The 18,406-nt window shown below is 74.0% G+C and carries 17 protein-coding genes and 1 tRNA gene; 9 read left to right on the plus strand and 9 right to left on the minus strand.

From position 1 onward, the window contains the following. Positions 1-71 precede the first annotated feature (71 nt). Together ACI793_RS08545 and ACI793_RS08550 are read left to right on the plus strand one after the other, a co-directional pair. A complete protein-coding gene (locus tag ACI793_RS08545; RefSeq protein WP_456605946.1) occupies positions 72-1,208 on the plus strand; it encodes a diguanylate cyclase domain-containing protein in 1,137 nt (378 codons plus the stop codon). A gap of 435 nt (positions 1,209-1,643) precedes the next feature. After that, positions 1,644-2,111, plus strand: a complete 468-nt coding sequence (locus tag ACI793_RS08550) for a DUF3145 domain-containing protein (RefSeq protein ID WP_456605947.1) — start codon at positions 1,644-1,646, stop codon at positions 2,109-2,111. A 148-nt stretch (positions 2,112-2,259) separates the two neighbouring features. Here ACI793_RS08550 and ACI793_RS08555 read toward each other — a convergent pair whose 3' ends face one another. The 6 genes from ACI793_RS08555 to ACI793_RS08580 form a co-directional block, all read right to left on the minus strand. Then, on the minus strand, positions 2,260-3,672 hold the full coding sequence (locus ACI793_RS08555; RefSeq protein ID WP_456605948.1) for an acyl-CoA carboxylase subunit beta: 1,413 nt from the start codon (positions 3,670-3,672) through the stop codon (positions 2,260-2,262). A gap of 38 nt (positions 3,673-3,710) precedes the next feature. Further along, entirely contained in the window at positions 3,711-4,946 is a 1,236-nt protein-coding gene (locus ACI793_RS08560) for a beta-ketoacyl-[acyl-carrier-protein] synthase family protein (protein WP_456605949.1), read from the minus strand. 46 nt (positions 4,947-4,992) lie between these two features. Continuing rightward, positions 4,993-5,238, minus strand: a complete 246-nt coding sequence (locus ACI793_RS08565; RefSeq protein ID WP_040336827.1) for an acyl carrier protein — start codon at positions 5,236-5,238, stop codon at positions 4,993-4,995. A gap of 112 nt (positions 5,239-5,350) precedes the next feature. Then, entirely contained in the window at positions 5,351-6,319 is a 969-nt protein-coding gene (locus ACI793_RS08570; RefSeq protein ID WP_456605950.1) for a beta-ketoacyl-ACP synthase III, read from the minus strand. Then, the gene (locus ACI793_RS08575; RefSeq protein ID WP_456605951.1) at positions 6,316-7,566 is read right to left on the minus strand and encodes an acyltransferase domain-containing protein; all 1,251 of its coding nucleotides are present in this window, start codon (positions 7,564-7,566) and stop codon (positions 6,316-6,318) included. Before ACI793_RS08575 ends, ACI793_RS08570 begins: the two co-directional genes overlap by 4 nt. Before the next feature lie 93 nt (positions 7,567-7,659). After that, positions 7,660-8,826, minus strand: coding sequence for a PucR family transcriptional regulator (locus ACI793_RS08580; RefSeq protein ID WP_456605952.1), 1,167 nt, complete (start codon positions 8,824-8,826; stop codon positions 7,660-7,662). Between the two features lie 57 nt (positions 8,827-8,883). Between ACI793_RS08580 and ACI793_RS08585 the strand changes: the two genes are divergently transcribed. The 3 genes from ACI793_RS08585 to ACI793_RS08595 are packed head-to-tail and all read left to right on the plus strand — an operon-like array spanning position 8,884 to position 11,370. Next, positions 8,884-9,570: a phosphatase PAP2 family protein gene (locus ACI793_RS08585; protein WP_456605953.1), complete on the plus strand. Its 687-nt coding sequence runs from the start codon at positions 8,884-8,886 to the stop codon at positions 9,568-9,570. Further along, positions 9,567-10,124: a pirin family protein gene (locus ACI793_RS08590; protein ID WP_456605954.1), complete on the plus strand. Its 558-nt coding sequence runs from the start codon at positions 9,567-9,569 to the stop codon at positions 10,122-10,124. The genes ACI793_RS08585 and ACI793_RS08590 overlap by 4 nt, the downstream gene beginning before the upstream one ends. Positions 10,125-10,164: 40 nt before the next feature. Further along, the gene (locus ACI793_RS08595) at positions 10,165-11,370 is read left to right on the plus strand and encodes a M20 metallopeptidase family protein (protein WP_456605955.1); all 1,206 of its coding nucleotides are present in this window, start codon (positions 10,165-10,167) and stop codon (positions 11,368-11,370) included. A gap of 19 nt (positions 11,371-11,389) precedes the next feature. Here the strand turns inward: ACI793_RS08595 and aceE are convergent, their stop codons facing one another. Beyond that, positions 11,390-14,206, minus strand: coding sequence for a pyruvate dehydrogenase (acetyl-transferring), homodimeric type (gene aceE / locus ACI793_RS08600; RefSeq protein WP_456605956.1), 2,817 nt, complete (start codon positions 14,204-14,206; stop codon positions 11,390-11,392). A 390-nt stretch (positions 14,207-14,596) separates the two neighbouring features. Here aceE and ACI793_RS08605 point away from each other — a divergent pair, with 390 nt between their 5' ends. The 3 genes from ACI793_RS08605 (at position 14,597) to ACI793_RS08615 (ending at position 15,608) form a co-directional block, all read left to right on the plus strand. Further along, on the plus strand, positions 14,597-15,016 hold the full coding sequence (locus ACI793_RS08605) for a DUF3052 domain-containing protein (RefSeq protein ID WP_456605957.1): 420 nt from the start codon (positions 14,597-14,599) through the stop codon (positions 15,014-15,016). Positions 15,017-15,038: 22 nt separating this feature from the next. Further along, the gene (locus ACI793_RS08610) at positions 15,039-15,500 is read left to right on the plus strand and encodes a peroxiredoxin (RefSeq protein ID WP_456605958.1); all 462 of its coding nucleotides are present in this window, start codon (positions 15,039-15,041) and stop codon (positions 15,498-15,500) included. Positions 15,501-15,536: 36 nt separating this feature from the next. Beyond that, a tRNA-Val gene (locus ACI793_RS08615) sits at positions 15,537-15,608 on the plus strand. A 21-nt stretch (positions 15,609-15,629) separates the two neighbouring features. Here ACI793_RS08615 and ACI793_RS08620 read toward each other — a convergent pair. After that, complete coding sequence (locus tag ACI793_RS08620; protein ID WP_456605959.1) at positions 15,630-16,409, minus strand: potassium channel family protein; 780 nt, start codon at positions 16,407-16,409, stop codon at positions 15,630-15,632. Positions 16,410-16,458: 49 nt separating this feature from the next. Continuing rightward, positions 16,459-17,271 (minus strand): esterase/lipase family protein, encoded by an 813-nt coding sequence (locus ACI793_RS08625; RefSeq protein ID WP_456605960.1) that lies wholly within the window; start codon positions 17,269-17,271, stop codon positions 16,459-16,461. A 214-nt stretch (positions 17,272-17,485) separates the two neighbouring features. Between ACI793_RS08625 and ACI793_RS08630 the strand changes: the two genes are divergently transcribed. Next, positions 17,486-18,400, plus strand: a complete 915-nt coding sequence (locus ACI793_RS08630; RefSeq protein WP_456605961.1) for an alpha/beta fold hydrolase — start codon at positions 17,486-17,488, stop codon at positions 18,398-18,400. The last annotated feature ends 6 nt before the right edge of the window (positions 18,401-18,406 follow it).

Genomic DNA, 18,406 nt, shown 5'->3' on the forward strand with positions numbered 1-18,406 from the left:
CCGCAACCGGTCCTCACCCCCGGGGGTGAGGACCGGTCAAGCGCACGCCCGGCGACGCCGATCGCCGGGGTGTGACCAGCGCACTCACGGGGGACCGCCGTAGCGGCGGTGCGCCGGCGGGCGCCCGCGCAGCGGGAGTCCGCCGGCTCCTCGCCGTGGTCCGCGACGGCCTCTACCGGCCGCTGGCCACCGACGACGACCGCGCCGCCTACTGGGTGCGGCACGTGCGCTACGGCGTGCTGCTCACCGAGGTCAGCGCCCTCGCCGTCCTGGTGTACGTGCTCTTCACCGACACTCCCGGCAGGCACCACCCGCTCCTCGTGGCTCTGGCCCTGCTGGTCATGGGGAGCGCCCCGGCGCTGCTGCTCCTACCGCTGCCGGCGATGATGCGCGACCGGCGCGGCCCCACGATGTTCTACCTCTGGACCCTCGCCACCACCGTGGTGATCCTGTCCGCGACCTGGATCGACGGCGGGGCGGAGAGCCCGCTGGACGCGCTGCTCTTCCTCACCCTGACCTACATGGCCGTGGCCTACCCGCCCTACGGGGTCGTGGCCATGGGCACGCTCATGACGGGCGGGTACGTCGCGTTCCTCGGGACATCGGGCATCAGTACGAACGCTGCCTTCTTCGTCTCGGTCATGGTCGCCTTCACGCTGATCTGCACGATGGCCTCGGCCAACTCGTGGGCGGCGCACGACCGCCAGGTCGAGCTGATCGGCACGCAGCGGACGCTGGCCGCCACGGATCCGCTCACCGGCATCCCGAACCGGCGGACCCTGATCGAGCGCCTCCCGCTCGCCGTGGCGGCGGCCCGGGAACACCGGACGGTGGTCTGCGTCGTCGACCTGGACGGGTTCAAGGCGGTCAACGACCGCGACGGGCACGCCGCCGGCGACGCGCTGCTCCAGGCCGTCGCCTCGGTCCTCGCTGCCGCCGTCCGGGAGACCGACACGGTGGCCCGGCTGGGCGGTGACGAGTTCGCCGTCCTCGCCGAGGTGTCCGAGTCCTTCTCCGGGGAGATGCTGGCCGAGCGGCTGCGGCAGGCGGTCGCCCTGGTGGGTGCCCGCGGTGGCGTCACCGCCAGCATCGGCGTCGCCGAGGTGCTGCCGGACGAGGACGTCGCCGAGCTCCTGCACCGCGCCGACGCCGCCATGTACCGGGCCAAGGCAGCTGGTGGCGACCGGACCGCCCTGCCGGCGGCCTGAGCCCGCCCGTCCGGCTCGGCGACACGCGCGCTGTGCGGGCGGTACCACTGTCCGTCACACACTCCAGTTACTGTCCGTGACGGGATGAGGTCGTCCGCCGGACTGGGCACGCCGGGCGCCCACCGGCCCACGCTCAGCGTCTCCGATTCCCCGCCGGACCGCTCCGGACCCGCTAGACGGGGCCCACGGGTCGTGCTATGGCTGCTGACCAGCGGGAAAGCGGACGATCCGGTCTCTCCCGTCACATGGAGCACAAGAGCCCCACTCGGGCTGGCGCGATCGGGCTTCCATCATGCAGACTGTTCCCGGTAGCCCTGCTCCGCCACTGCCGAACACAGCGCGTCACCGAATCGATGGGTCCGTAGGGGAAGACGAGACCGATCGAGTCGATGGAGGTGCCCCGTGCAGCGACGGTCAACCCAGGGTGTCGTTTTCGTGCACGCGTGCCCGAAAGCGCTCTGCCAGCATGTCGAGTGGGCGCTCGAGCGCGTCGTCGGCGCGCCGGTCTCCCTGACGTGGGACGAGCAGCCCGCGGCGCACGGTGCCTACCGTGCCGAGGTCGCCTGGACCGGTTCACCCGGAACAGGTGCCCGGCTGGTGGCTGCCCTGCGGCAGTGGCCGATGCTGCGCTTCGAGGTCACCGAGGAAGCCAGCCACGGCAACGACGGCGAGCGCATGTCCTACGTGCCCGGCCACGGTGTCTTCCGTGCGCCGACGAGCGCCAACGGCGACATCATGATCAGCGAGCAGCAGCTGCGGCACCTCGCGGCGACGGCGTCGTCCAGCGAGGCCTTCCGGCACGGCGTCGACCAGCTGCTCGGGGCGGCCTGGGATGCCGACCTCGAGGTCTACCGGCACGCCGGCGACGGCAGCCCGGTCACCTGGCTGCACCAGGTCGTCTAGTCGGGCTCAGGTCTCGGAACGAACACGACCGCTCGGCTCCCGAGCCGGTCGCGTCGTAGCCTGGAACCGATCGTTCGGGCGCCGTCGGGGAAGCGGCGCCCGGACGATCATCTCCGTGCTCCCGGGGCCGGCGCGCCGACCTCGGGCCTCAGAGCGGGATGTTGCCGTGTGCCCCGCGTCCGTGCGGAGCGGCGGCCAGCGCCGTGATCAGCCGGCGCCGGGTGTGGGCGGGGTCCACGACCTCGTCCACGACGCCGATCTGCACGGCCCGGTTCACGCCGCCGGCGATCCGCTCGTGCTCCTCGGCCAGCTGGGCGTGCAGGGCCTCGCGCTCGCCGGGCTGGGCCGCGGCCAGCTTCTTGCGGTGCAGGATGCCGACCGCCGCCTTGGCCCCCATGACGGCGACCTCGGCCCCGGGCCAGGCGAACACCGCGGTCGCACCGAGCGAGCGGGAGTTCATCGCGATGTAGGCGCCGCCGTAGGACTTGCGGGTCACCAGGGTCACCCGCGGCACCACGGCCTCGGCGAAGGCGTGCAGCAGCTTCGCGCCCCGCCGCACGACGCCGTCCCACTCCTGGCCCACGCCGGGCAGGTATCCGGGCACGTCGACGAGCACGACGAGCGGCACCCCGAAGGCGTCGCACATGCGCACGAAGCGGGCGGCCTTCTCCGCCGACGCCGAGTCCAGGCAGCCACCCAACCGGATCGGGTTGTTGGCGATGACCCCGACCGTGCGCCCGGCGAGCCGGCCGAGCGTGGTGACGACGTTCGGGGCGAACCGCGGGTGCAGCTCCAGGCCCGGCTCGTCCAGCAGCGCCGTGATCGACGGCTTGACGTCGTAGGCGCGCTGCGGCTGCTCCGGCAGCAGGGCCTTGAGGTCGACGTCGGGCTCGTCGGCGGCGGGGGCGAACGACCCCTGCGCGGCCAGCAGGTCCACCGCCTGCCGCGCCGTCTCCAGCGCCGCGGGCTCGGAGTCGGTGACCACGTGCACGACGCCGGAGCGGCGTCCGTGGGTGTCGGGTCCGCCGAGCGTCTCCTGGTCGACGTTCTCCCCGGTGACCGACCGGACGACGTCGGGCCCGGTGACGAACACCCGGCCGGCCGGACCCATGATCACCACGTCGGTGAGCGCCGGTCCGTAGGCCGCACCTCCGGCGGCTGCCCCGAGGACGACCGAGATCTGCGGGATGCGGCCGGAGGACCGCACCATCGCGGCGAACACCTCGCCCACCGCGTGCAGGGCGGTGACGCCCTCGGCCAGCCGGGCGCCGCCGGAGTGCCAGATACCGACGACCGGCACCCGCTCGCGCAGCGCGGTGTCGATCGCGTCGACGATGTGCCGGCAGCCGTCGACCCCCATCGCGCCGCCCATGACCGTGGCGTCGGTGCAGAAGGCGATCGCGGGGCTCCCGGACACCCGACCGCGCGCGGCCAGGACGCCGGAGGTGTCGCGCGCGGCCAGCAGCTCCATGGACCCCGGATCGAAGAACCGCGACAGGCGGTCCTCGGGGTCGCGCGGGTCCGGTGCGGTGAGGAGCGGGGCGGCGGACGTTGTCGTCACGGGACCTCCACGGAAGGGGTGCTGGAACGCGGTCGCCCTCAGGCGGTCGTGAAGACCAGCGCGATGTTGTGGCCGCCGAAGCCGAACGAATCGTTGACCGCGGCGGTGAGGGTGGTGCGTCGAGGCTCCGAACGCACGATGTCGAGGGCCTGCACGTTGGCGTCGTCGTCCGGGTCGTCGAGGTTCGCCGTCGCCGGCACGACCTGCTCGCGCAGCGCGAGGACCGTGAACACCGACTCCAGCGCCCCGGCGGCACCCAGCAGGTGGCCGGTCTGGCTCTTGGTGGCACTGACCAGCACGTGGTCGCCGATGGCGGAGCGGATGGCGGCGGCCTCGGCGGTGTCGCCGACCGGGGTCGAGGTGGCGTGGGCGTTCACGTGCCCGACGTCGGCCGGGGTGAGGCCGGCGTCGCGGAGGGCGGCGGAGATGGCCCGGGACGCACCCTCGCCCTCCGGGTGCGGGGCGACCAGGTCGTAGCCGTCGGCGGTGCCGGCGGCGCCGGCCAGGCGGGCGTGGATGCGTGCCCCCCGGGCCGTGGCCGAGTCGGCGCGCTCCAGCACCAGCGCGGCCGCGCCCTCCCCGAGCACGAAGCCGTCCCGGCCCTTGTCGAACGGGCGGGAGGCGCGCTCGGGCTCGTCGTTGCGGGTGGACATCGCCCGCATCGCGGCGAAGCCCGCCATGGGCAGCGGGTGCACGCACGCCTCGGTCCCGCCGACGAGGACGACGTCGGCGCGGTCGAAGCGCAGCAGGTCCAGGCCCCAGCGGATGGCCTCCGCCCCCGACGCGCAGGCGCTGACCGGCGCGTGCACGCCGCCCTTCGCCCCGATCGAGAGCCCCACCGCGGCAGCCGGCCCGTTGGGCATGAGCATCGGAATGGTGAAGGGGGAGACCCGCTTCGGGCCCTTCTCCTCCAGGACGTCGTCCTGGCCGAGCAGGGTCAGCGCCCCACCGATGCCGGTGCCCATGACGACGGCGATCCGCAGCGGATCGACCCCGGCCTCGCCCGCGCCGGAGTCGCGCCACGCCTCCTCGGCGGCGACGACGGCGACCTGCTGGCTGCGGTCGAGCCGGCGGGCGCGCACCCGGTCCAGCTGCTCGGAGGGCTCGGTGGACAGGCGGGCGACGAGCTGGGCCGGGTACTCCTTGATCCAGTCGTCGGTGATGCGGCTGACCCCCGACCGCCCGGCGAGCAGCGCGTCCCAGGTGCTGGACACGTCGCCGCCCAGGGGCGTGGTGGCCCCGAGGCCGGTGACGACGACGTCGGACGTGCTCATGGCTGTTCCTCCTGGAGCGGGGTCGGGCGACCGGGGGTCGGCTGGGTCAGCCCTGGTTCTTCTCGATGTAGCTGATGGCGTCGCCGACGGTCTTGATGTTGCCGAGCTCGTCGTCGGGGATCGCGACGCCGAACTTGTCCTCGACCGCCGTGGCGATCTCGACCATCGACAGGGAGTCGACGTCGAGGTCCTCGGTGAACGACTTCTCGGGGGTGGCGTCGGCAGGGGTCACGCCGGCGACCTCCTCCAGGATCTCGGCCAGGCCGGACTGGATCTCCTGGGTGCTGCTCACGCGGGGTGGTCCTCTCTCTCGGATGGGACGGCGCCCCGGTGCGGGGCGGTCGTCGACGTCCGGGACCAGGTGTCCCGGCAACTGTGGGGAGCGGGAGCGCTCCGGGGTGGCCTCACGGCAGCCGCAGGACCTGACCGGCGTAGGTCAGGCCGGCGCCGTAGCCGAGGACCAGGGCGAGGTCGCCCGACTTCGCCTCGCCGGACTCCATCAGCGCGCCGAGGGCCAGCGGGATGGAGGCGGCCGAGGTGTTGCCCGAGCGCACGATGTCGCGGGCGATGACGGTCTTCTCGCCGAAGCCCAGCCGCTTGCTCATCGACTCGATGATCCGCAGGTTGGCCTGGTGCGGCGCGAACACGTCGATGTCCGCGGCGGTGACCCCGGCGCGGTCCATCGCCTGGGTCAGCGCCTCGGTGAGCCTGGTCGTGGCCCAGCGGTACACCGCCTGCCCGGCCATGGTCATGAACTGGCTGCCGGCGGCGATCTCGATCGCGGAGTGCTGGTCGCCGTCGCTGCCCCAGGCGACCGGGCCGATGCCCGGCTCGTCGGACGGGCCGACGACCGCCGCCCCGGCCCCGTCGGCGAAGATCACCGCGGTCGACCGGTCGGTCATGTCGGTGACGTCGCTGAGCCGCTCGACCCCGACGACGATGGCGTTGCGCGCCGAGCCCGACCGGATGGCGTCGGAGACCAGGCCGAGGGAGTAGCAGAAGCCCGCGCACCCGGCGTTGAGGTCCAGCGCGCCCGGGCGGGGGATGCCCAGGCGGTGTGCCACCTGCGGGCCGATGCCGGGGATGGGCTGCCGCAGGCTGGCGCTGGCCAGGACGACCAGGTCGATCTCGTCCGGCGCCAGACCGCTGGCGGCGATGGCCTTGCCGCCGGCGGCCGTGGCCATCTCGACGAGGGTCTCGTCGTCGTCGGCCCAGCGGCGCTCGGCGATCCCGACCCGGCTCTGGATCCACTCGTCGTTGGTCTCCATGACCTGCGCGAGCTCGTCGTTGGTCACGCGGCGGCGCGGGCGGTAGCTCCCGAGGCCGAGGATGCGGGCGCCCGGAGCGCCCGGAACCGTCCTGAGACTCGTCACGCGGACACCTCCGGGTAGAGACGGGCGATCGGGTCGCCGGCGTCGACGAGGTCGCCCTCGTGCACCAGCCACTCGGCCAGCACCCCGTCGTAGGCCGCGGACACGTTGACCTCCTCGCGCCGGCCGCGGATGCAGCCCAGCGGGGTCCCGGCCGGCAGGTGCGAGCCCTCGGCGACCTCCGCGGGGCTCACCGTGCCGCGAGCAGGTGCGACCACCACGCGCCAGTCGGGGAAGTGCTCCGCCTCCGCGCGGCCGCGCTCGGCGGCGATCAGCTGCCGGGCGCGGTCGAGATCGGCGGGGCTGCTCACCGCCAGGATCTCGATGCCGGCGCCCTTCCACTCGCGCTTGGCCAGCCCGGCCAGCGCGCCGGCCGGCGGCAGCTCGAGGACCGCGGTGACGCCGAGGTCCCGCAGCGTGGCCAGGCAGGCGTCGAACCGGACCGGGCTGGTCACCTGGGTGACCAGGCGCCGCAGGGCCTCGGCGCCCGAGCTCACCGCCGCGCCGTCGGCGTTGGAGAGCAGCAGGCGGCTGGGGTCCATCGGCGTCAGCCCGTCGACCAGGCCCTCAAGCTGCTCGCGGGCCGAGGCCATGAAGGGGGTGTGGAACGCGCCGGCGACCGACAGCGGCATGACCCGCGCCTTCGCGGGCGGGTCGGCCTTGAGGGCGGCCAGGCCCTCGAGGGGACCGGCGGCCACGACCTGCCCGGCGCCGTTGAGGTTGGCCGGCGCAAGGCCGTGCCGCTCGAGCGAGGCGAGGACCTCGGCGGGATCGCCCCCGAGGACGGCGGACATCCCGGTCGGCGTCTGGGCACAGGCGGCGGCCATGGCGCGGCCGCGGACGGCGGTCAGCGCGATCGCGGCCTCGACGCTGAGCACACCGGCGAGCGCCGCGGCGGTCAGCTCGCCGACGCTGTGCCCGGCGATGACGACGTCCCGCCCCGCGTAGGGGGTGTGCGCGACCGGCCCGGGGAGCCCGCCCAGCTCGCGGGCGACGAACAGGCTCATGGCGACCACCAGCGGCTGGGTGACCGCGGTGTCGGCGATGGCCTCGGCGTCGCCCTCGGTGCCCAGCGTCAGCAGATCGGCGTCGGCGACGGCGCCGGCCCAGCGGAAGAACGACTCGGCTCCGGGGAGCTCCAGCCAGTCGGTGAGCATTCCGGGCTTCTGGGCACCCTGACCGGGGGCGAGGACGGCGAGCACCTCCTCACCGTGCCAAAGTCCGCCGTCCGCCGCGGTGGTGCGCGGCACGAAAGCACACAGGTGATCTTTGGAGGGTTCCTCCAAAACAGGCGGCGGTACGGGCCGGAATGGCCTGGTTACGTGGTGGGAACCACACGGGTCTCAGTCCCAGAGGGAGCGGTCCCTGTCGAGGTGGGCCAAGGCCAGCGCCACCTGGAGGGTCCAGCCGCCCCGCGGGTCGGTGGCCGACAGCCCGGTGAGCTCGGCGGCCCGCTTGAGCCGGTACCGCACGGTGTTGGGGTGGACGAAGATCGCCCGGGCAGTGGCCTCCAGGTTGCCGCCGCTGCCGAGCACCGCGCGCACCGTCTCCAGCACCCCGCTGCCGGCGGCGTGCAGCGGCCCGGCGACCTCGTCGCGGAGCGCCGCCCGCGCCAGGGGATCGCCGTCGAGCGCCCGCTCGGGAAGCAGGGCGTCGGCGGTCACCGGACGCGGCGCCTCCGGCCACGCCCGGGCCGCGCGCAGGCCGGCCAGCGCCGCGGTCGCCGACTCGCCGGCGCGGCCGAGGCCCTCCACGACCGGACCGGAGACGACGGGGCCGGGACCGAACTCCTCGGCCACGCGGGCCACGACCGAGGGCAGGTCGTCGTGCCCGCCCAGGACGACGACCAGCTGGTCGGCGTGCACGCCGACCAGCACCTCGCTGCGCAGTGCGCGGGCGGCCCGGCGGACGGCGGCGTGCGGGTCGGCCGCCCCGTCGGGGGTGGGGCCGACGACCACCGTCACCGGGCTCATCGCCGACCAGCCCAGGGCCGCGGCGCGGCCGGCGAGCTCCTCCGAGCGCTCGCTCCGCACGAGGGCGTCGACGAGCAGCGCCTCGAGCCGGGCGTCCCACGCGCCGCGGCTCTCCGCGAAGCTGGCGTACACGTGCGCGGTGGCGAAGGCGACCTCCCGGCTGAACTGCAGCACGGCCAGCCGGAGCATCTCCTCGTCCCCGGGCTCGGCGACGGAGGCCACGTGGTCCTCGAGGGTCTCCACGGTCACCTTGATGAGGTCGACGGTCTGCTTGAGCGCGACGACCCGGACCAGCTCGCGGGGTGCGGCGCCGAAGACCTCGCCGGTCAGCCGCGGCGGCCGGCCGGGGTCGCGGCACCACTCGACCAGGGAGGCCAGGCCCGCCTGCGCGACCAGCGTGACCCACGAGCGCTGGTCGGCCGGCATCGCGCGGAACCAGGACAGCTCGTCGTCCATGCGGGCCACGGCCTGGGTGGCCAGCGCACCCGACGAGCGCTCGAGCCGCCGGAGGGTGGCCGCGCTCGGGCGGTCGATCACCCGGCTCCTCACCGCGTCAGCGTGTCACGTGCGGGGCGTGTCGGGGAGAGTAGGACCGTGAGCGTTCCCCCGGACGGTGGCACGACCGTCACCCGCAGCCGTGCCCCGTCCAGGGCCGTCGGGGCCCTCGCCGTCTGCGCCGCGGTGCTGGCGGTGCTCGGCGTCGGGGTGCGCACCGGATTCGGGCCCCAGCAGGCGGTCGACGCCGGGGCGAGCGAGGCGGTCTACGCCGGGGACGACCGGAGCCGCGGGCTGGACCTGCTGCTCGAGGTCCTCACCGCACCCGGGCTGTCCTGGTTCCGGTTCGTCGTGGCGGTGCCGGTGCTGATCTGGCTGGTCCGCCGGCGGGCCTGGCGGACGGTGCTGTGGGTGCTCGCCGCGGCGGTGCTGGTCGCCCCCGTGACGGCAGCGCTCAAGGACTTCTTCGGCCGGGTGCGCCCGGCCTTCGACGACGGCGGCGCGCGGTACGACTCGCTCAGCTTCCCGAGCGGTCACTCCTCGGGCATCGCGACCCTGGTCGCGGTCGGCCTGCTGCTGGCCTGGCCCGCGCTGGCACCGGGTGCACGGCAGGTCTGGACGGCGCTCGGCGTGCTGCTGGTCGCGCTGGTCGGTCTCACCCGGATGTGGCTCGGCGTCCACTACCTCTCCGACGTGCTGGCCGGCTGGGCGCTCGGGGTGGGCTGGACGCTGCTCACCGCGCTGGCCCTCGGGGTGCTGCCGGCCGGACGGGAGGAACCGGCGTGACCGGACCGGAGCAGCGCACCGTGCTCGCCCCCGACGACGGCTCGCTGGGCCCGCTGCTGCGGGTGTCCGACGACCGGCTGGCGCCCGGGCAGAGCTACGGCACCCACGAGCACGCGCGCGTCGACGTCGTCGCCGTGGTGCTGGCCGGCGCGCTGCGCCACCGGTGGGGCGCCGGCGCCCGCATGGCGACCGGCGACGTGGCGGTGCTGCGGGCGGGCACCGGTCTGGTCCACGACGAGGCGGCCGGCGACGAGGGCGCCCGGGTCCTGCAGTGCTACCTGCGGCCCGCCCGGCCGACCGCCGAGCCCTCCCACGAGGTACGCCGCGGCGTCACCGGCCGGGTCGGGCTGGACCGTCCCGACGCCGAGCTGTGGGTGGCGCGGGCGGCGCCCGGCGTCCCGGTCGACGTGCCCGCGGGGCTGCTGCTCCGGGCCGGTACCGCGACGACCGTCGTCGGCCACGGCGGCGGTCCCGTCGTGCCGGCGGAGAGGGAGACCCTGCTGGTGTGGCAGCTGGAGACCGGCCGCCCGGCCTGGGCCGACGACCGGCCCTAGGGGTGTGCACCGGCCCCGGCCGTGGGTGAGAGTGGGAGCCATGTCGACCGCCGCCTCCGACCTGCTCACCGCCGCGCACGACGACGCCGACCGCACCATCGACCTGCGTCGTCGTCTGCACCGGCGGCCGGAGATCGGCCTGAAGCTGCCGCAGACGCAGGCGACCGTCCTGGAGGCGCTGGCCGAGCTGCCGGTCGAGGTGACGACCGGGACGGCGGTGAGCTCCGTCGTCGGCGTCCTCCGCGGGGCGCGGCCCGGTCCCACCTACCTGCTGCGCGCCGACATGGACGCCCTCCAGGTGCACGAGGACACCGGTCTGCCGTTCGCCTCGGAGATCCCCGGCGCGATGCACGCCTGCGGGCACGACACCCACGTGGCCATGCTGGTCGGCGCCGCCCGGCTGCTCGCGGAGCGCCGCGACGAGATCGCCGGCCAGGTCGTGCTCATGTTCCAGCCGGGGGAGGAGGGCCTGCACGGCGCCCGGTACATGCTCGACGAGGGCCTGCTCGGCGTCGTCCCGGAGGCGCCGGTGAGCGGCGCGTTCGCCATGCACATCATCTCGAACCTGCCCAGCGGCACCGTCCACGTGCGGCCGGGGCCGATGATGGCCGCGGCCGACCAGTGGCGCATGACCGTGCGCGGCCGCGGCGGCCACGCCTCGATGCCGCACAGCGCCGCCGACCCGGTCCCGGTGGCGGCCGAGATCGTGCTCGCCCTGCAGTCGATGGTCACCCGCCGCGTCGACGTCTTCGACCCCGCGGTGGTCACGGTCGCCCACATCGCGGCGGGCTCCCGGGACAACGTCATCCCGGAGATCGCCTTCCTTGAGGGCACGATCCGCACGCTGTCGGCGGAGCGCCGGCGGGACGTCGTCGCCGCCGTGCAGCGGGTCGCCACGCATGTCGCTGCGGCGCACGAGATGACGCTGGTGTTCGAGCACACCGCGGGCTACCCGGTGACGGTGAACGACGCCGGCGTCGCCGCCCGGGTGCTGCAGACCGCGGGGCAGCTGCTCGGGACGCCGGCCGCGGTGGCGGCCCCGGCGCCGGTCATGGGCGCCGAGGACTTCTCCTACGTGCTGGAGCAGGTGCCCGGCGCGATGGCCTTCCTCGGCGCCTGCCCGCCGGGCGTCGATCTGGGGGACGCCCCCGCCAACCACTCGAACCTGGTGGTGTTCGACGAGGAGGCGCTGCCCGCCGGCGTCGCCCTCTACGCGCGGATGGCCCTGGACGCGCTGCGCGGCTGAGCGCGTCCAGGGCCCTCGCTCAGGTCGCGGGGCTCGGGTCGCTCCGGTCGTCGGCCGGAGCGGCGTCGACGTCGCGGATCCGGTACTTCTCCACGGCCTCCTTCACCCGCGCGCGGTCGACCTGCCCCTCGTCGGCCAGCGAGGCCAGCGTGCGGACGACGATCGACTCGGCGTCCACGTGGAAGTGCCGGCGCAGTGCCGGACGGGTGTCGGACAGGCCGAACCCGTCGGTGCCGAGCGAGCTCAGCCCACCGGGCACGTACGGCGCGATCAGGTCGGGCACGGCGCGCATCCAGTCCGACACCGCGATCACCGGCCCGGTCGTCTGCGACAGCCGCTGGGTGACGTACGGCGTCTGCGGGTCCTCCTCCGGGTGGAGCAAGTTGTGCTCGGTGACCGCGTCGGCCTGCCGGCGCAGCTCGCCCCACGAGGTCACCGACCAGACGTCGGCCGACACCCCCCAGTCCTGCGCCAGCAGCTCCTGCGCGCGCAGTGCCCAGGGCACCGCCACCCCCGAGGCCAGCAGCTGCGCCTTGACCTCGCCGGGCTCGCCGTCGTCGGCCCGCGGGCCCTCCGCGTAGCGGTACATGCCGGCCAGCACGCCCTGGACGTCGAGGTCCTCGGGCTCGGCCGGCTGGACGAAGGGCTCGTTGTAGACGGTCAGGTAGTACATGACGTCGGGGGAGCGGGAGCCGCCCAGCGGTGCGCCCGGGTCGTCGCCGTACATCCGGACCAGGGCGTCGCGGGTGATGTGGGCGAGCTCGAAGGAGAACGCCGGGTCGTAGGACACCACCGCCGGGTTGGTGTGCGCCAGCAGCAGCGAGTGCCCGTCCTCGTGCTGCAGCCCCTCGCCGTTGAGCGTCGTCCGCCCCGCGGTGGCGCCCAGGACGAAGCCGCGGGTCATCTGGTCGGCGGCGGCCCAGAAGCTGTCACCGGTCCGCTGGAACCCGAACATCGAGTAGAAGATGTAGATCGGGATCATCGGCTCGCCGTGCGTGGCGTACGACGTGCCGACGGCGGTCAACGACGCGGTCGAGCCCGCCTCGTTGATGCCCTCGTGCAGGATCACGCCCTGCTCGGACTCCTTGTAGGCCAGCATCAGTTCGCGGTCGACCGAGGTGTACCGCTGGCCCCCCGGGTTGTAGATCTTGTGGCTGGAGAAGAGCGAATCCAGCCCGAAGGTGCGGGCCTCGTCGGGGATGATCGGCACCAGGCGCGGGCCGATCTCGTCGTCCTTGAGCAGCTCCTTGAGCAGGCGGACGAACGCCATCGTCGTCGCCACCTCCTGCTTGCCCGAGCCCTTGCGGAGGATGTCGAGCGCCTTGTCCTCGGGCGCCTTGAGGGTCTTGAACTCCGCGCGCCGGCGCGGCACCGCGCCGCCCAGGGCCCGCCGCCGCTCGAGCATGTACTGCATCTCGTCGGAGTCGGGATCGGGCCGGTAGTAGGGCGGCAGGGTCTTGTCCAGCGCGGAGTCGGGGATGTCCAGGTAGAGCCGGTCGCGGAAGAGGGCGAGGTCCTCGGCGGTCAGCTTCTTCATCTGGTGGGTGGAGTTGCGGCCCTCGAAGTGGCTGCCCAGCGTCCAGCCCTTGATCGTCTTGGCCAGGATGACCGTCGGCTGGCCCTTGTGCTCCTGCGCGGCCTTGAACGCCGCGTAGACCTTGCGGTAGTCGTGCCCGCCGCGGGACAGACCCCAGATCTCCTTGTCGCTCATGCTCTCGACGAGCTTGCGGGTGCGCGGGTCGCGGCCGAAGAAGTGCTCGCGCACGAAGGCGCCGTCCTCGGCCTTGTAGGTCTGGTAGTCGCCGTCCGGCGTCTGGTTCATCAGGTTGACCAGGGCGCCGTCGCGGTCAGCGGCCAGCAGCGGGTCCCACTCCCGGCCCCAGATCACCTTGATCACGTTCCACCCGGCGCCGCGAAAGAAGGACTCCAGCTCCTGGATGACCTTGCCGTTGCCGCGCACCGGGCCGTCCAGGCGCTGCAGGTTGCAGTTGACGACGAAGGTGAGGTTGTCCAGCTCCTCGCGGGCGGCCAGCCCGATCGTGCCGAGCGACTCCGGCTCGTCCATCTCGCCGTCGCCGAGGAACGCCCAGACGTGCTGGTCGGAGGTGTCCTTGATGCCGCGGTCGTGCAGGTAGCGGTTGAACCGCGCCTGGTAGATCGCGTTCATCCCGCCCAGGCCCATGGAGACGGTGGGGAACTCCCAGAAGTCCGGCATCAGCCGCGGGTGCGGGTAGCTCGACAGCCCGCCGCCGGGGTGGCTGACCTCCTGCCGGAAGCCGTCCAGCTGCTCCTCGGTCAGCCGGCCCTCGAGGAAGGCCCGGGCGTAGATGCCGGGGGAGGCGTGCCCCTGGAACCAGATCTGGTCGCCGCCGCCGGGGTGGTCCTTGCCGCGGAAGAAGTGGTTGAAGCCGACCTCGTAGAGCGAGGCCGAGCTCGCGTAGGAGGAGATGTGCCCGCCGACGCCGATCCCGGGCCGCTGCGCGCGGTGCACCATGATCGCGGCGTTCCAACGGATGTAGGCGCGGATGCGGCGCTCGGCGTCCTCGTCACCGGGGAACCAGGGCTCGCGTGCCGGCGGGATGGTGTTGAGGTAGTCGGTGCTGCGCAGCGCTGGGACGCCGACCTGCTGCTCGCGGCTGCGCTCGAGCAGCCGCAGCATGAGGTAGCGGGCGCGCTCGCGGCCCGCGTGGCCGACGACCGCGTCGAGGGAGTCCATCCACTCCTGCGTCTCCTCCGGATCGATGTCCGGAAGCTGGCTGGGCAGCCCGTCGGTGATGACCGCGCGGGGTGCGCCTGTGTCGCGGGCGGGGTCGCCGTCCGACTGCTGTGCGCTCATGCCCCCATGGTCTCCCCTGGGCGAGCCGCCCGTCACGTTCCGGACCTCCTCCGCGGTGCGCGTCGACGGGGGAGCGGGGTGTCCCTGGGTCGGCGAGTCTTGCTTCGTGGCGGTCATGCCCTACGCTTCCGCCCACGTGGCCCGGTGGAACGGGCCCGCACGGGAGCCCCGCACTGCGGGGGGACGAGAGGGGTGACATGGCCAGGCAGCGGGGAGCTCTCCCGCCGGTCGTGTCCGTGCCCGTCCGCCCTCGCGTCGCCGGGGACGAACGTCCGCGCCGGCACCGGTGCGCACGCCCGTGACGCGTCCCCGAGCGGACGGCCCGCAGGCAGGGCACCATCCATCCCACGAGCGATCAGCAGCAGGTCCACCCATGGAGGAGCAGTACGGATGAGCGTCGACAGCGCCGGCATGGCGGCCCGGCTGGGCATCAAGCCGGGCATGGTCGTGCAGGAGCTCGGCTGGGACGAGGACGCCGACGAGGACCTGCGCGACGCCATCATCGAGCTCTCGGGCAGCGAGATGGTGGACGAGGACACCGACGAGGTGGCCGACGTCGTCGTGCTGTGGTGGCGTGAGGACGACGGCGACCTGTTCGACGCGCTGACCGACGCCATCACCTCCCTCGGCGAGGACGGCGTCGTCTGGCTGCTCGTGCCCAAGTCCGGCCGCCCCGGCCACGTGGAGCCCGGCGACGTCACCGAGGTCGCCCCCACGGCGGGTCTGCAGCAGACCAGCAGCGTCTCCGCGGCCAAGGACTGGTCGGGCATCCGCCTGGTCAGCCCGAAGACCGCGCGCAGCCGCCGGTAGCGCGTACGGCACGATCGGGGGCATGACGCTCTCCGTCGGCGACGCCGCTCCCGAGTTCAGCCTTCCCGACCAGGACAAGCAGGTCGTGGGCCTCGCCGATCTGCGGGGCACGCCCGTGCTGCTGGTCTTCTACCCGTTCGCCTTCTCCGGCATCTGCACCGGCGAGCTGTGCCAGCTGCGCGACGAGCTGGCCAACTACACCGACGCCGGCGTGCGGGTGCTCGCCGTGAGCACCGACCCGGTGTTCAGCCTCAAGGCGTTCAAGGCCCAGGAGGGCTTCGACTTCCCGCTGCTGTCGGACTTCTGGCCGCACGGGGCCACGGCCCAGGCCTACGGCGTCTTCAACGACAAGGCCGGCATGGCGGTGCGCGGCACCTTCCTGGTCGACGCCGGGGGGACCGTCGCCTTCGCCGAGGTGAACGGGCCCGGCGACGCCCGCCAGCAGTCCGGCTGGAAGGACGCGGTCGCGCAGCTGGCGGCCTGACCCGCCGGGCGCCCGGGTCTCTACCCTGGGCGCGCCGGGCGCGTAGCTCAGCGGTAGAGCTCTCGCCTTACAAGCGAGCGGTCGCAGGTTCGAACCCTGCCGCGCCCACCGGAGACCGGCACGCAGGTGTTACCGGGCCGACCCGCCTCCGTCGTGCGCCGGGGGAGCCGGTGCCGCGTCCTGCCCCGGGTCGCGGTCGGCCGACAGCTGGGCGCGGAGCGCGGCGACCTCGGCGGTCAGCGCGGCGATGTCGCGGCGGGTGACCGCCTCGGACGCCTCGTCGGCCTGCTGGACCTTCTCCACCAGCCAGGAGGCGACCGCCGCGGTGACCGTGCCGAGCAGGGCGATGCCGACCAGCATCAGCCCGGCGGCGATGGCGCGGCCCGTGCCCGTCACCGGGAAACGGTCCCCGTAGCCGACCGTGGTCACGGTGGCGAACGCCCACCACAGGGCGTCGGGGAAGTCGGTCACGTTCGCCTCGGGGTGGTTGCGCTCGGCGTCCAGCAGGGCCAGGGCGGCGAGGAACATCACCAGCGCCGTCGCCGACCCCACGTAGGTGAGCACGCGCCCGCGCAGCGCCCCACCGGCGTAGCGGTCGAGGACGCGCAGCACCGTCACCAGCCGGAGCAGGCGCAGGGGACGCAGCAGCGGCAGGACGACGACCGCCAGGTCGATCAGGTTGGTCCGCACGAACCTCGGGCGGTCGGCGGCCAGCGCCAGCCGGACCACGTAGTCGACGGCGAAGGCGGTCCAGGTGATCCAGGTCAGGACCTCGCAGAGGAGCCGCCACGAGCGGTCGAGGTCGGGATCGAGGATCGGCCAGGCGTAGGCGGTCAGGAACACCACCGAGGCCACGGTGAGCGGCCAGTCGAGGAGCTCCTCCCAGCGTCGGCCGCGAGGGGTGGTCACCCGCCGAGGATGGCACCCCCGGTCCGGCGGCCTGCGGGGAGGCGGACCCTCAGGCGGCGGAGTCCGCCACGGCGTCGGCCGGCGAGCAGGGCTGCGGCTCCGCGGGCTTCGGGAAGGCCGGACGGAGGAACCGGGGTGCCTGGAAGGGCGCCCACGTGCCCTCGGGCTGCGCCAGACGGTCGGCGACGGCCCAGATGGCGGCCGGGTGGTGCCCGAGCCCGAGGTGACTGGCGGTCACCGCGATGTTCTCGCAGCGCTCGCCCGGGGTGTCCAGGCAGGTCTGCCAGTGCACGATGCCGTCGTAGTGGGAGTAGATCGAGGTGGCCGGGACCGGCAACGGCACGCCGTCCGGCTCCAGCGGCAGCGCCCGCTGCTCCACGTGCAGGTGCGAGTACCGGTCGAAGACCTTCGCGGCGCGCGTCTGGTCGTAGCTGGTCAGCCGGAACGGGCTGCCCAGGGTGACCACCTGGCGGACCTTCGCGGGGGAGGTCCGGGCGAGGTCGCGGGCGAAGATGCCGCCCAGGCTCCAGCCGATGATCGTGACGGGACGCCGGTACCGGCCGTGCAGGTAGTCGAGCTTGTCCCGGAGTCCGTTCACGCACTGCGCGGTCGGGCCGATGTTGCGACCCAGCCCCCACCCGTGGACGCGGTAGTCCAGCCGGCGCAGCGTGCGGCGCAGGGCCGCGGTCGACACGTCGTCGGCCAGGAGGCCGGGCAGGACGAGCACGGGGTGACCGTCGCCCTTGGGCAGTCGCGGGGTGAGCGGCCGGGTGGCGAGATAGAGGCCGTAGTCGGCCACTGCGCGGCCGGGCTCGCTCAGGTAGAGCGGGAGCGCCGGTCCGGCGTGCGTCTGTCGTGCCACGTCGACCTCCTGTTACGTCGTTGCACAGGCAAGTACCAGCGTGAGTCCCAGCTCACACCCCGGTCATCGGATGGCAATGCGAGCGTTGCCGAACTGTGTCCTGGGTCATATCGGCACGGCGGACCCCAGCTGCAGCGCAACCGGCGCCCGGCCGTCGCGCAGGCGGTCGTGCGACCGTTGCTGGTGGCGGGATCGGCGGAGAGGACGGACGGGCGTGACAGCGGAGCAGGAGATGCCGGGGGAGAGCCGGACGGTGGACCTCGACGGGCCGGTGCACTACGTCGACTTCGGCGGCCCGGACGACGCACCGCGGGTGGTGCTCGTCCACGGTCTCGGCGGCTCGCACCTGAACTGGGACACGTTCGCGCCGCTGCTCCGGCCGCACGCCCGGGTCCTGGCCATCGACCTGCCGGGGTTCGGTCGCAGCGAGCCCGGCGGCCGCCGGGCGACGGTGCACGCCAACGTCGAGGTGCTGCACCGCTTCCTGCTGGAGGTGGCCGGGGAGCCGGCCGTGCTGGTCGGCAACTCGATGGGCGGGATGATCTCCATCCTCGAGAAGGCCCAGCACCCCGAGGCGGTGAGCGGGCTGGTCCTGCTCGACCCCGCCGTGCCGGGCCCGCGGCGCTCGCTGGACCCGCTGGTCGCCGCCATGTTCGCGCTCTACGCGATGCCCGTGCTCGGGGAGCGCTTCCTGTGGCTGCGCCGGGCGCGGCAGACGCCGCTGCAGCGGGTCCGGGAGGTGCTGCGCCTCGTCGGTGTGGACCCCGACACGCTCCCTCCCTCGGTCATCGACCGCTCCGTGACGCTGCTCGAGGAGCGCGAGGACCACGCGGGCATGGACAAGGCCTACCTCGCCGCCGCCCGCTCGCTCCTCGCGCAGCTCGCCGACCCGCGGCGCTACCGGACGGCGATGGAGCGGATCACCGGGCCGGTGCTGCTGGTGCACGGCGACCGGGACCGGCTGATCCCCGTGCAGGCCGCCCGGGACGTCGCCCGTCGCCACCCCGGCTGGCGGTACGTCGAGCTCGACGGGATCGGGCACGTGCCGCAGCTGCAGTGCCCGGAACGGCTGGCCGATGAGGTGCTGCCCTGGCTGGCCGAGGTCGGCGCCGTTCCCGCCGGGAGCTGAGCCCGG

The sequence above is a fragment of the Blastococcus sp. SYSU DS0617 genome (genome assembly GCF_054051075.1).